13 protein-coding genes are annotated in these 12,923 nt (G+C 67.2%); 8 read left to right on the top strand and 5 right to left on the bottom strand.

Going from position 1 to position 12,923, the window contains the following annotated elements; genetic code table 11:
* The first annotated feature begins 44 nt into the window (after positions 1-44).
* Positions 45-1,070, top strand: coding sequence for a cytochrome c oxidase assembly protein (locus tag EFL95_RS15080; protein ID WP_183407178.1), 1,026 nt, complete (start codon positions 45-47; stop codon positions 1,068-1,070).
* Between the two features lie 6 nt (positions 1,071-1,076).
* Here EFL95_RS15080 and EFL95_RS15075 read toward each other — a convergent pair whose 3' ends face one another.
* Positions 1,077-2,813, bottom strand: coding sequence for a chloride channel protein (locus tag EFL95_RS15075; protein WP_221176402.1), 1,737 nt, complete (start codon positions 2,811-2,813; stop codon positions 1,077-1,079).
* Between the two features lie 96 nt (positions 2,814-2,909).
* On the opposite strand from EFL95_RS15075, the gene EFL95_RS15070 reads away from it, so the two are divergent.
* The 3 genes from EFL95_RS15070 to EFL95_RS15060 are packed head-to-tail and all read left to right on the top strand — an operon-like array spanning position 2,910 to position 5,117.
* Complete coding sequence (locus EFL95_RS15070) at positions 2,910-3,413, top strand: MarR family winged helix-turn-helix transcriptional regulator (RefSeq protein WP_123234718.1); 504 nt, start codon at positions 2,910-2,912, stop codon at positions 3,411-3,413.
* Positions 3,407-4,339 carry an ABC transporter ATP-binding protein gene (locus EFL95_RS15065; RefSeq protein WP_123234717.1) on the top strand — a complete coding sequence of 311 codons (933 nt, stop codon included), beginning with the start codon at positions 3,407-3,409 and terminating at the stop codon, positions 4,337-4,339. The genes EFL95_RS15070 and EFL95_RS15065 overlap by 7 nt, the downstream gene beginning before the upstream one ends.
* Positions 4,329-5,117 (top strand): ABC transporter permease, encoded by a 789-nt coding sequence (locus EFL95_RS15060; protein ID WP_123234716.1) that lies wholly within the window; start codon positions 4,329-4,331, stop codon positions 5,115-5,117. The genes EFL95_RS15065 and EFL95_RS15060 overlap by 11 nt, the downstream gene beginning before the upstream one ends.
* Before the next feature lie 226 nt (positions 5,118-5,343).
* Here the strand turns inward: EFL95_RS15060 and EFL95_RS15055 are convergent, their stop codons facing one another.
* A complete protein-coding gene (locus EFL95_RS15055; protein WP_246004962.1) occupies positions 5,344-6,270 on the bottom strand; it encodes an SDR family NAD(P)-dependent oxidoreductase in 927 nt (308 codons plus the stop codon).
* On the opposite strand from EFL95_RS15055, the gene EFL95_RS15050 reads away from it, so the two are divergent.
* Together EFL95_RS15050 and tatA are read left to right on the top strand one after the other, a co-directional pair.
* Positions 6,229-8,022 carry a glycoside hydrolase family 15 protein gene (locus tag EFL95_RS15050; protein ID WP_123234714.1) on the top strand — a complete coding sequence of 598 codons (1,794 nt, stop codon included), beginning with the start codon at positions 6,229-6,231 and terminating at the stop codon, positions 8,020-8,022. The two genes, EFL95_RS15055 and EFL95_RS15050, sit on opposite strands and share 42 nt — an antisense overlap.
* Entirely contained in the window at positions 7,979-8,320 is a 342-nt protein-coding gene (tatA, locus tag EFL95_RS20150) for a twin-arginine translocase TatA/TatE family subunit (protein ID WP_425463962.1), read from the top strand. The genes EFL95_RS15050 and tatA overlap by 44 nt, the downstream gene beginning before the upstream one ends.
* A gap of 47 nt (positions 8,321-8,367) precedes the next feature.
* Here the strand turns inward: tatA and EFL95_RS15040 are convergent, their stop codons facing one another.
* The 3 genes from EFL95_RS15040 to EFL95_RS15030 are packed head-to-tail and all read right to left on the bottom strand — an operon-like array spanning position 8,368 to position 10,881.
* Positions 8,368-9,147, bottom strand: coding sequence for an FAD:protein FMN transferase (locus tag EFL95_RS15040; protein WP_246004961.1), 780 nt, complete (start codon positions 9,145-9,147; stop codon positions 8,368-8,370).
* Positions 9,144-9,569 carry an FMN-binding protein gene (locus tag EFL95_RS15035; RefSeq protein ID WP_123234712.1) on the bottom strand — a complete coding sequence of 142 codons (426 nt, stop codon included), beginning with the start codon at positions 9,567-9,569 and terminating at the stop codon, positions 9,144-9,146. Before EFL95_RS15035 ends, EFL95_RS15040 begins: the two co-directional genes overlap by 4 nt.
* A gap of 4 nt (positions 9,570-9,573) precedes the next feature.
* Positions 9,574-10,881 carry a ferredoxin reductase family protein gene (locus EFL95_RS15030; protein WP_221176401.1) on the bottom strand — a complete coding sequence of 436 codons (1,308 nt, stop codon included), beginning with the start codon at positions 10,879-10,881 and terminating at the stop codon, positions 9,574-9,576.
* Positions 10,882-11,482: 601 nt separating this feature from the next.
* Here EFL95_RS15030 and EFL95_RS15025 point away from each other — a divergent pair.
* Together EFL95_RS15025 and EFL95_RS15020 are read left to right on the top strand one after the other, a co-directional pair.
* On the top strand, positions 11,483-11,668 hold the full coding sequence (locus EFL95_RS15025) for a hypothetical protein (RefSeq protein WP_123234710.1): 186 nt from the start codon (positions 11,483-11,485) through the stop codon (positions 11,666-11,668).
* A 33-nt stretch (positions 11,669-11,701) separates the two neighbouring features.
* Entirely contained in the window at positions 11,702-12,910 is a 1,209-nt protein-coding gene (locus EFL95_RS15020) for an NAD(P)/FAD-dependent oxidoreductase (RefSeq protein ID WP_123234709.1), read from the top strand.
* Positions 12,911-12,923: the final 13 nt, after the last annotated feature.

Below are 12,923 nucleotides of genomic sequence, written 5' to 3'. Positions count from 1 at the left end.
AGGCGCTCGGGAACCTCTCAGGTGCAGCGCCTACATTGGCCGGCATGCCGGGCATGGATCACTCGCGACTCCCCCCGTTCGGCTGGACCTCCTTGGTCCACGACTGGACCTTCTCCTTCGGATGGACCATCGGGATCCTGGTCTCCGTCGGCGCCTACCTGTACCTCGTCCACGTCGGCCGCCGTCACGGTGCGCGGTTCCCGGGCTGGCGCGTTGCCTGTTTCTCGGCGGGCGGGCTGCTCCTCCTGGCGACGCTCAGCTCGGCGATCGCTGTCTATGCGATGGCGGTGTTCTGGGTGCACATGGTGGAGCACCTGATCCTGATCATGGTGGTGCCGGCGCTGGTGATCCTCGGCCACCCGCTGACCGCGGTTCGGAATGCGCTTCGTCCCGGCGGGCGGAGGCGGTTCGACGGCGTGCTGCGATCGGGTCCGCTGTCGGCCCTGACCCATCCGCTCACCGCGCTGACCCTGTACGCCGTCGTCATCATCGGAACCCACCTGACCGGTTTCATGGACGCGATGGCGAACGACTCGCGGCTGATGACCGGGGAGCAGGTCGTGTATCTGGCGTCCGGCTGCCTCCTGTTCCTGCCGATCCTCGGACGTGAGCCGATTCGCCGCGACGTGCCCTACCTATTGCGGATCGTCCTGGTGCTGGTCGCCATGGTTCCGGACACCGTCGTCGGCATCGTGCTGCTCCAGACCGACCACGTGAGCTTCCCGGCAATGTTCGCCATGCACCCGTCCTGGGCCCCGGATCCGGTGCAGGATCAGCAGATCGCCGGTGCGTTGATGTGGGCGGCTGGTGACGGTCTGATGATGCTCGCGGGAGTCGGCGTCGTACTGATGATGATCCTCGACCCGCACCGCGAACGCGTCCTCGGCTCGTGGCTGGAGTCGGTGCGTCGCCAGACCCTGGCTGAACAGGCGCGCGCCGGGACCGGTGCGTCCTCGGAGGAGGTGGGTGCGGCACCGGACCCGGAGAGCGGCGAGGCGCTGGGGGCCTACAACGCGATGCTGGCAGCCCTGCACGAGCGCGAGCAGCACCACGGTGGTGTGCCCCGCTGAAGGTCGTCAGCCGACGCTCGCAGGAGAACCAGCAGCGGTGGTCCCGGCTCCCGAGAGTGCGTCGAGTGCGATCTGGTAGTCGAACCACCCGACGGCGTCGGTGCCGGTCCCGGACAGTACCGGGATCGCCCCGCAGCCGCTGCGGTCGAGAGCCTGGATGCCGACGTCGAGCGGATCGGTGACCCGGACCGCCACCGGGAGCTCGATGACCAGGTCCACGGGGGAGGTGTCGTGACGGCCGTCGCTGATCGCCTCGGAGACCGCGCGGGCGGTCACCACCCCGGCGTAACCTCCGCTGCGGTCGGAGACCGGAAGTACGCCGTAGCGCGACGCAGCCAGGGCGTGCGACGCCTCGACGAGCGACGCGTCGTGCGGCAACGCTTCCGGGACTGCTGCCATCAGCTCGCCGAGACTCCGGGACGCCGAGGCGATCGTCTCTCGTACCCCGAGGTCGACACCTCGACGGCGGAGCTTCAGGGTGTAGATCGTGTCGGCGCTGAGCCAGTGGCTGACCCCGGCAGCAAGAACGATCGCGGTCATCAGCGGCAAGATGATGCCGTACTCGCCGGTGAGCTCGAACATGATGATCACCGCAGTGATCGGGGCTCGGGCTGCACCCGCGAAGACAGCCCCCATGCCCAGGAGCCCGTAGACCCCGACGGCGCCGGCGGTGGCCGGGGTCAGGTCGTTCGCGACCACTCCGAAGGCAGAACCCAGCATGGCTCCGACGAACAGGCTCGGGGCGAACACGCCGCCGGAGCCTCCGATGCCGATCGTCAGCGAGGTGGCCACCATCTTCGCGATCAGCAGCACGACCAGGAACCCGAGCGCGTACCGCCCGAAGATCGCATGACCCAGGACGGGGTAGCCGACCCCGTACATCTCGGGGACCGCGACGAGCAGGAGGCCCAGGGCGAGCCCACCGACTGCCGGACGCAGCCACTCCGGTCCTCGCCACAGCGCGTCGCAGAGGTCTTCGATCGCGTAAAGGATCCGGGTGAAGATCACGCCCACGGCGCCGGCGAGGACCCCGAGCACGGCGAAGTACAGGTACTCGATCGGGTGGGCCACGGTGAAAGTGGGCAGGTGCAGGAAGGGGGCGTCTCCCAGAGCGGCACGGCCGATCGCCGAGGCGGTGACGGCGGCGATCACCACCATGCCGAACGACTGTGCCGCGAAGTCGGAGAGGATGAGCTCCATCGCGAAGAACACCCCGGCCAGGGGTGCATTGAAGGTAGCAGCGATGCCACCTGCGGCACCGCTGGCCACGAGCACCCGCAGGCGCGGCTCAGGAAGCCGGAGCAGCTGACCGCACGTCGACCCGAGGGCGGAGCCGATCTGCACGATCGGACCTTCGCGACCCACCGAGCCGCCACCGCCGATACACAGGGCGGAAGCCAGCGCCTTCACTCCGGCAACCTGCGGAGCGATCCGGCCCCCGCGTCGCGCCACCGCATACATCACCTCGGGGACCCCGTGGCCCCGTGCCTCCCGAGCGAAGAAGTGCACCAGGGGCCCGTAGAGCAAGCCGGCGATCACGGGCGTGCCCAGCAGGAACCAGCGGCCCAGTCCCTCCAGGCCAGGGTGCGACGCGCCCGGTACGGCGGCGTAGTCGGGGTGGCCCGCCAGCAGCAGCGTGAAGGTCTTGATGAGGAACCGGAACAGGATCGCGAAGCCCGCCGCGCCCGCACCGACGGTAACGGCCAGCAGTAACAGGCCGCCGCTGCCTGCTCGGAGCTGCACGGTCAGTCGTGATTTGAGGCCGCTCAACCCGGATTCGCTTGATCGCATGTGTTGCAGTATGCAACGATTGCGTACTGCAAGAGAAATGGGGTCTACATGCCGGACGCATCACAGCAGCCCGTGCCCGAGAGCGGGACCGACCAGGTCGGCGACCTTGTCGCTGCTCTCCTGACAGCCTCGAGGGCGCTGGTCGGCATCTCGGCCCGCTCGCTTGCCGGCATCGAGGAGACCGTCACGATCACCCAGTTCCGGACCCTGGTCGTCCTCGCCTCCCACGGGCCCAGCAGCCTGAACCGGCTCGCTGGCCGACTCGGCGTCAACTCCTCCACGGCGATGCGCACCGTGGACCGGTTGGTGGCCGCCGATCTCGTCGTCCGAAGCACGAACGAGACCAACCGGCGCGAGGTCGTGCTCGAGCTCTCGGGCCGCGGACAGCACCTGGTTGACGACGTGACCTCCCGGAGGTGGGAGTCCATCGAACGCATCGTCCGAGCGATGCCGGAAGCCCGTCGCTCGGAGATGGTCAACGCCCTGGTCGCCTTCGCTCAGGCTGCCGACGAACCACTGGTCATCGACGACGCGGCAGCGCTCGCATGGTGATCACCCAGCCCGCAGCACCCGGGCCTGCGATCCGCCTGGACGACCTCACCAAGACCTTCGGACCGCTTCATGCGGTCTCTGGTCTCACCCTCGAGGTCGCCGCCGGCCAGGTCTTCGGCTTCCTCGGCCCGAACGGTGCAGGCAAGAGCACCACCATCCGGATGATCATGGGACTCTCTGCGCCGTCGAGCGGGACAGCGACCGTTCTCGGGACGGACGCGTGGGACGACGGGCCCGGGGTCCGAGCGCGGATCGGGTACCTCGCCGGGGAGCTCGCGCTGCCGCCACGCCTGACGGGTGACGCGATTCTCGGCTGGACGGCTCGCGCCCGCAACGTCGAGAACCGCTCCAGGCGACACGAGCTGGCCGAGCGCTTCCAGGCGGATCTCCGGCGGCCGGTCGGCACGCTGTCGAAGGGCAATCGTCAGAAGATCGGGATCATCCGGGCGTTCGAGCACGATCCCGAGCTCTTGGTCCTCGACGAGCCGACCTCGGGGCTGGATCCGCTGCTGCAGAAGCAGTTCGACGACTTGCTGGCGGAGACAGTCCAGCGCGGACGGACGGTCTTCCTGTCCTCCCACGAGCTCGACGAGGTGCAGCGAGTGGCGCACAACATCGCGATCATCCGTGGTGGAGAGCTGGTCCTGGCCGACACGGTTTCGGCCCTGCGAGCGCGAGCACCGCGTTCTGTCGAGCTCACCTTCAGCGCTCCCGTCGACAAGGCGGAGTTCGATGCGCTTCCTGGCGTACAGGTCCTCGGCCAGCAGAACGGAAGGCTGGTCCTCGCCGTCAGCGGGGAGGTCGGGCCGCTGCTCGAGGCCGCCGCGTCGCACCACGCGATCGACATCCTCGCCCGCCCAGCGGACCTGGACGTGCTCTTTCGTAGCTTCTACCGCGCCCCGCAGGAGGTGCCCGTTGCTCGGTGACATTTCTCGGCTCGACCTGCGGCTGCGAAGGCAGAGCTCGATCGCCTACGCGGTCGGGGTCACCGCCTACGCCCTGCTCATCGTGGTGCTGTACCCCACCTTCCGCGTCGACACCTCCCTCAACAAGCTCACCGAGGGCGACAGCAGCCTGAGTGCGCTGTTCGGAGCAACCGGATCCCTGACATCGCCTGACGGCTGGATGAACGCGAACCTCTACGCGAACTTCCTGCCGCTCTTCGTGCTCTTCATGACCATCGGGTACGGCGCCTCGGCCGTCGCCGGCCAGAACGAGGACGGCACCCTGGGCGACGTGGCGGTGCTCCCGCGAACCCGCGCGGCGGTGCTGCTGGAGAAGGTCGCGACCCTTTCGCTCCTGTCGCTGCCGGTCCCGCTGCTGTGCCTCGTCGCCAGCCTCGCCGGGCACCACTGGCAGGTCGATCTCGCCGTCGGTGCCCTCATCGGGACGACGATCGGCGTCGCCCTGCTCGGCGTCAACCTGGGCCTGGTCGCGTTGGCGTGGGGCTCGTGGACCGGGAGGCGGGGCGGCGCGCTCGGTGTCGCCACCGGCCTGGCCGCGGTGTCGTACATCGTGAGCTCCCTGGCTCCGGTCGTGAGCTGGATCCACCCGCTGCGGTTCTACTCGCTCTTCTACTGGGCCGTCGGCGACGACCAGCTGGTCAACGGACTTTCCGCACCTGGCGTGGCCGTCCTGCTCTCGAGTGCGGTCGCGCTCGGCGCTGTCGCCTGGCGGGGGTTCCAGCAGCTCGACATCCGCTAGGCCTGCGGATCAAGCCTGCGCCGCGGGCAGACCAGCGTGCGGGGCGCCGCAAAGGTGCTACATGAGGAGACCCCGACCGCTTCTCGGGGTCGCGGTCGGGGCTATCACCAACCTACACCGAACTAGGTCGGGCCAAGCTCTGAGTGTCCCCGAGTTGGCACCCACGACGTGAGCCTTCTGCCTGGGATCCTGCGACGGGGAACTCCCTCGGTCTCCTGGCGGAGAGTCAGAGGCCGACACTTCCCTGCATGATGCCGCCGTCGATGACGACAGTCGTGGCTGTCAGGTAGCCGGCCTTGCCGGAGGCGAGGAAGATGACAACGTCGGCGATCTCCGACGCCTTCGCCATGCGCCCGAGCGGGATGGCCTTGTCGAGCGCCTTCATCTCGCTGGGATCGGCCATCGTGGTGGAATTGATCGGTGTTTCCACCGCTCCGGGCGCAACGTTGATGACTCTCACGTCGTGCGGGCCGAGCTCGACTCCTGCGGTGCGGGTGAGCATCCTGACGCCACCCTTGGAAACGCAGTAGGCGATGTTTCCCGGCATGGGCCAGTCCTCATGCACCGAGGAGATGTTGATCACCAGCCCTCCGGTGCCCTGACTGATGAATTGCCTGGCCGCCGTCTGGGTGCCGAAGAACGCACTCTTGAGATTGATCGACATGACCCGGTCGAACTCGGTCTCAGTCGTCTCGAGCAGCGACGCACGGGTCTCTATACCGGCGTTGTTGACCAGTACGTCGAGCCGCCCGTACTGGTCGACCGCGGCCTGGATCATCTTCTGCAGGTCGTCGGCCTTCGACACGTCTGCGTGGACTCCTGTCGCGTGTCCGCCGGCCGCCTCGACCGCGGCGATGAGGTGGGCCGTCTCATCTGGGTGATTGATGTAGTCGATGACGATGCTCGCGCCTTCGGTCGCGGCTGCGAGCACGATTGCCTCACCGATGCCGCTGTTGCCTCCGGTCACAACCATGGATGTTCTTTCGAGCAGCATGCTGGTCCTCCGATCGCAGCTCTCCACGGTAGCTGGCAGTCCTGAGGGGTTGCTCAGCGTCGGCTCTCGTTCTTCAGGATCAGTGGGTTCAGACGGGTCGGTGACACGATCGTCATCATGGCGCTCATCGAGGATTACGCCCTGCTCGGAGATCTGCATACGGGGGCTCTGGTAGCCACGGACGGATCCATCGACTGGTTGTGCCTGCCGCGGTTCGACTCCCCAGCCGCCTTCGCGGCCCTCGTGGACGCTCCAGATGCAGGCCGGTGGCTCGTCGCCCCCGCGCAAGGTGGCACCTGCACCAGCCGTCGTTACGTCGACGCGACGTTGGTGTTGGAGACCGAGTGGGTGACGCCTGAAGGGACCGTGCGTGTCCTCGACTTCATGCCTCCGCGCGGGCTCGCACCCGACGTCGTCCGACTGGTGGTGGGAGTCGCAGGCGCCGTGCCGATGCGTTCCGTGCTCGGGCTCCGTTTTGACTATGGCCGCGTTGTTCCGTGGGTACGCCGTCAAGGCGACCAGATCCTCGCCGTGGCCGGTCCCGACGCGGTCCGGTTGCGCACACCGGTGCCGACCGAGGGACGCGACCTGACCACCGTGTCGGAATTTGTCGTCCGCGCCGGTGAACGGATCCCGTTCGTCCTCACTTGGTTCCCGAGTCACGAGCCGGCGCCAAAGGTCGTCGACCCGGAACAGGCGCTGGTCGACACCCTCGACTTTTGGACCAGCTGGTCCGATGGTGGCACCCCGATCCGCGGGCCTTACCGCGATGCCGTCAAGCGTTCGCTGCTCACGCTCAAGGCCCTCACCTACAAGCCCACCGGCGGCATCATCGCCTCGGTCACCACGTCGCTGCCCGAGCAGATCGGCGGCCCCCGCAATTGGGACTACCGCTACTGCTGGTTGCGTGACGCGACGTTCACCCTCCAGGCACTCCTTTCGGCCGGCTACCTCGGCGAGGCGAAGGCCTGGCGCGAGTGGCTGCTCCGCGCCGTGGCCGGCGACCCTGCGGACCTGCAGATCATGTACAGCGTCGACGGCACCCGCCGACTCCCCGAGATCGAGCTCCCCTGGCTCAGCGGGTACGAAGGGTCTCGGCCCGTCCGCATCGGAAATGCAGCCTCGGGCCAGCTCCAGCTCGATGTCTGGGGCGAGACCCTCGATGGATTCGCACTGGCTCGGGACGCCGGACTTAGCCCGAGTACCGATGCCTGGGATCTGCAGGTTCTGCTCATGGAGCACCTCGAGGGCGCGTGGGACAAGCCGGACAACGGCCTTTGGGAGATGCGTGGCGAGCAGCGTCACTTCACCCACTCCAAGATCATGGCCTGGGTCGCGGCCGACCGGATGGCCAGAGCAGTCCGCACCCACCGACTCGAGGGCCCCGGGAAACGGTGGGAGGAGCTCGGCGCGGCAATCAAGACCGATGTGCTGCAGCGCGGATTTGACGCGGAGCGGCACACCTTCACCCAGTCCTACGGTGCGTCTGGACTCGATGCCTCTCTTCTGCTCATTCCGCGGGTCGGGTTCCTACCGCCGACCGACTCCCGCGTCCTCGGCACGATCGCAGCCGTCAAGAACGAGCTCACCGAGGACGGCTTCGTCAAGCGCTACGAAACCACCGGCTCCGGAGACGGTCTGACCGGCGGCGAGGGACTCTTCCTGGCGTGCTCGTTCTGGCTGGTCGACGCGCTGAACCTCGCCGGCGAGCGGGCCGAGGCCACGGCGCTGTTCGAGCGTCTCCTGACCCTGCGCAACGACGTGGGCCTCCTCAGCGAGGAATGGGATCCCAAGTCCGGTCGGCAGTTGGGCAACACACCCCAAGCCTTCAGCCACTTCCCCTTGGTGACCAGCGCATTGCAGCTCCATGTCGGGCGCGGCCACCACAGCAACCAGCCGATCCGTCACTGACGCTCAAGCGGCAGGCGGCTTCTCCAAGGACTATCTGAGAATCTGCGACCGCGAAAGTCTGTCCTGTCTCGCAGCCGTATCGTCGGGCGTTATGAGAGATATCGGTGCGCCGGAGTTGATGATTGTTCTAGTTGTCTGTGTCCTCATGTTTGGTTCGAAGAAGCTCCCGGACCTCGCACGCGGTTCTGGTCGAGCTCTCCGGATCTTCCGTTCCGAGGTCAGAGATACCGCCGACGACGTGGAGTCGCCGCCGCTGAGCCCTTCACCCGGTCTCATCGACGCGGAGTTCCTGAAGTAGCGCTTCTGACTCGTATGCTCGAGCGCTTGGCGGTGCTGGCGGAGAGCTCATTCCGATCGAGATGCGTACCCGAACATCACTGGCTCGCTGGTGGAGGGCACGATCACCCCGGTTCGTCCCCGGCCCTCCAACCATGCGGCGGCGTCCGCACCCATGACGAAGGCGGCGGTTGCGTCGATGTCGGCCCAGGTGAGGTCGTCGGCGAGGACGGTGACCGAGGCGAGTGTGGTGGGGACATCACCGGTTCGCGGGTCGGTGATGTGGGCCCCCCGCTGGGCCAGCCCGGAGGTGGCGACGGCACCGTCATGGACGGGGAGGACGGCGAGGATCCGCGTGGGGTCGTGAGGGTCCTCGATCCCTACCCGCCAGCCGGGGGAGCTCGAGGTGCGCACCCTGCAGACCATGTCGCCACCACCTGACAGGCAGGAGTCGGTGTCGGCGAGGTCGTCGAGGATGCTGGCTGCTCGTTGGATCGCCCATCCTTTGACGACGCCGCTGGGGTCCAGTTGGATGCCGCCACCGGCTGTCGATCGGCGTACGTCGAAGGCACCGTCGGACTCGACCCGGGCTTGCTCGCCGAGCTCCAGTACCTCGTGGACCTCGCTGGGGCAGTCAGCAAGGGCGAGCTCGCCACGCCCGAGCCTGGAGATCACCGAGTCCGGGCGGTAGGTGCTGAACACGGCATCGACGCTGCGGAGGAACTCCACGATCTCGGCCCAGGCCCAGTCCGCCTTCTCGCCGTTGGCGAACCTTCCGCGCAGAGCGAGGTTCACGGGCATCCCCATCAGGTGCTCGACCCGGCGTTCGATCCTCTGCTCGCTGGTCACAGGGAGGCGTTGTCGAGGGCACTTTGCAGGGAACTGATGTACCCGTCGCTGGTGTAGGTCGCGGTCGTGACGATGTCGATGTGCGCGCTCTGGGACTTGAGGGTTTCTTTGATGAGCGTGGGAATGCTGCGCTTGGCGATGAACTGGTCCATGGCGCCGGTCGGCAGTTTGAGCAGCTTGACGGCCACGATCTTTTTGGCCTGGACGCTGAGCTGGACCTGCACGGGGCCGTAGCGGGTCGGGACTGCCTTGCCGTCGAAGGTCGTGACGGGTCCCTTTGAGGCGTCGACCTTGGCGCTCGACGCGCTGCCGACCGGGGCCGAGTTCGCCGAGGCGACCGAGCCTGCAGTCGAGGTGTAGTAGCTGAAGGCCAGCGCCAGCCCGGAGATCGTGCTGAGGAGCCAGAAGGAGATGCGTTTCATCGGGTCACCATGCGAACGTTTCGATGTGGACGTGAGCGTCGGGGACCCCGGCGTCACGGAGTGTTTTCAAGACCAGTTCCGACCAAGGCACCGGCCCGCAGATGTAGACGTCGCGCTCAGCGATGTCAGGGATCCACGCCTGCAGCGTGGTGAGGTCGTCACCATCGCCGGACGCTGAGCCGATCCAGGAGTCCGGCGCGCGGCGAGGTCCACCGGAGCGGATCACCTGGAGCCCTCGCTGCTGGGCCAGCAGGGTGCTCTCGGAGGGGAAGAGCGGATCGTAGGTGAACCGCTCGAGGTAGACAGCACTGCCGGGCTCGTAGTCCAGCCCCTCGGCCAGCGCGCGCAGCGGGGTGATCCCGACGCCGGCGCCGATGAAGGCCAGTCGGCTCTGTGTCCTCGGCCTGTTGCTGAGACGACCGTAGGGGCCTTCGACGAAGACGCGCGTTCCCGGGCGGAGGCTGGAGACGGCGTTGCTGCCGTCCCCGACGCCTTGCACGGTGATGCGCAGCGTCCGGCCATCGGGAGCGGCGGAGAGCGAGTAGGGGTTGGATCGGGACCACCCGGGCCCGCTCATGAACCGCCAGTTGAAAAATTGCCCGGCTTCAACCTTGAGGCGTCCCAGATCGCGACCGGTGACGTTGACCGACCACATGTCGTGGCCTTCGTCGACGACCGACTCGACCTTGAGCCGGTGACGCAGGTTCACCGTGACCGGCAGACCGACCCGCCAAACCAGGACCGTCCCCATCGTCACTCCCCAAGCCGTCCACCAGAAGAGGGTCTTCGAGGGCGAACCGACGAACTGCTGTCCGGTCCAGAGCTGGTGAGGTATCGCGAGGCCCACGCCGAGGTAGGCGTAGAGGTGCATCAGGTGCCAGGACTCGTAGCGCAGCTTGCGCCGTGCGGCCTTGATGCTCGTGACCGTGACGCCGACCAGGTAGGCGGATCCCAGGACGGAGAGCAGCACGCCGGGGAAGGTGGTCACCAGGTTCCAGAACTGGCGGGGGAACGCGGGGAGGGTGCCGCCGTCATAGCCCCATGTGATCGTGACGATGTGGGCGACCATCAGGTTGAACGAGGTGAACCCGATCCAGCGGTGCAGACCGACCAACCGGTCCTGGCCGAACGCGCGCTCTATCGCCGGAAGACGTGCCATCAGCAGGATCTGCGCGAGGAGCAGGACCGAGGCCACCAGACCGGTGATCCGGCCCACGGATGTGAGTCCGCTGGCCCAGCCGCCGAGATCGGTCAAGCCGCCTCCGTCGATCCACCAGTAGGTGACGAGCGCCAACGCGGCGACCAGGATCACCGTGCTCAGGATGCGGACGTCAGCGTCGTACCGAGCTCGCTGCCCAGGCCTATTCAGCGATCGACCGGGCTTCGCGGGAACCTTGCCTACTGAGATCATCAGGACTGGCCCGCTCTCGCGCCATTGTGGGGAACATGCGCAGCTGCTCCAGGATCTGGTCCACAGTGATTCGGCGCCCCGCGCCGATTAGATGGGTAGGTCACGAGGATTTGTTTGGGGCGCGGGTCCCTTTCGTCGCGAACCGAGGGCTCTGAGGAGGCCGCCTGTATTCAAGGCCCCTTGAGCTTGTCGCCCCGATCCGACGGCTCAGTCCGAGTCGACCTAAGACTGTCCGCTCATCGGCAGGTCCGGGCGTCCGTGACGCGGCGGTTTGACGCACCTCCAGTTCGCCGCGACATCGTCCGGCAGGGCCCGCTGCAGGTGCACGTGTTCGACACTGTGGCCCGCCTGACGAGACGTCTCACCAGGTAGGGGGCACTGGAGGACGTCTAGGAACCCAAGACGACCCTGCGCGGCAGCCTCGCTCCGTTGTCATGCGAGCGAGTAGCGACCGGGGAAGTGGGTATCGACCTGGGAGTCGCTACTTGTGGAGGAATAGGCCATGAGTGACCCAGATATCGACCCAAATGCGATCGATGACCCGGAGATGGTGGACGACATCGAGCAGGAGGCACGACCGCCTGGCGATGCCGACCTCGACCCGGAGGCGCCTCTCGACCGGGTGGACCCGGTCGACGAGGAGGCTGAGGAACCGATGGAGGCTGGACTGAGGGATGTGCCGCACTGACGGCAGGTTTCAGCGTTGCTGTGAGGAGTTGACGTGAGGATCGCGATCGTGGGCGGTGGCCTTGCTGCCGCTCATGCCATCGAGGAGCTGCGGCGACTCGGGCACGAGGACCAAGTCGACCTGTTCTGCGCGGAGGAACACGTCCCGTACAACCGGCCACCGCTGTCCAAGGGCGTGCTGCTCGGCAAGGACGACGAGTCCTCGATCTTCGTCCACGACGAGCAGTGGTACGTCGACAACGCCGTCGAGCTGCATTTCGGCGACGAGGTCACGGCTCTGGACCTCGAGGGCAAGCGGATCGCGGTCGGATCCGAAACCTTCGGCTACGACCAGCTGTTGATCAGCACCGGGGCGGCCCCAAAGCGCTTGGCCGATGCCGACCAGAACGCCGGATCCGTGGCGTACCTGCGCACGCTCGAGGACTCACGGGCCCTCAAGGCTGCCTTCGGCCCCGATCGGTGCGTCCTGATCGTGGGCGCCGGTTGGATCGGGCTCGAGGTCGCCGCGGCAGCCCGGACGGCCGGATCGTCCGTCACCGTGGTGGAGTCTGCGGAGCTGCCGTTGCTGCGGGTCCTCGGACCGGAGGTCGCCACCATCTTCGCCGAGCTGCACCGGTCGCACGGCGTCGACCTGCGCCTGGGCGCCGGCATCGAGAGCTTCAAGTCGGACGGTTCCGGCACGAGCGCCGTCCGCCTCGAAGACGAAGCCGAGATCGAGGCCGACCTCGTCGTCGTGGGCATCGGCGTGACACCCAACGACGGCCTAGCAGCCGCTGCCGGCCTGGAGGTGGACAACGGGATCCTTGTGGACGAGCGGCTGCGCACCCTGGACCCGAACGTCTTCGCGGCCGGTGACGTCGCCAATCACCTCCACCCTGTCCTCGGGCGCCGGATCCGCGTGGAGCACTGGGACACCGCCATCGAGCAGGGGAAACTCGCCGCCCACAACCTCCTCGGCGCCGAAGAGCCCTACAGTCGACTGCCCTACTTCTTCACCGATCAGTACGACCTCGGCATGGAGTACGTCGGCTACGTCGGCTCGGACGGCTATGACGAGGTGATCCTGCGTGGTGATCCGCGTGACCAGTTCACCGCGTTCTGGCTCAAGGGTGACCAGGTACTCGCCGGCATGCATGTCAACGACTGGGACGCGATCGATCCGATCAAGGCGATCGTCGGAAGCAGCGTGCCTCCCGGTCGGCTGCGCGATCAGTCGGTCGATCTTGCAGCGATCGCCCCCTAGGAGCTCCGGCGCA

It is taken from the genome of Nocardioides marmorisolisilvae, from assembly GCF_003725775.1.
Classification (GTDB): Bacteria; Actinomycetota; Actinomycetes; order Propionibacteriales; family Nocardioidaceae; genus Marmoricola; species Marmoricola marmorisolisilvae.
This window is presented reverse-complemented; position numbering and strand designations above follow the sequence as displayed.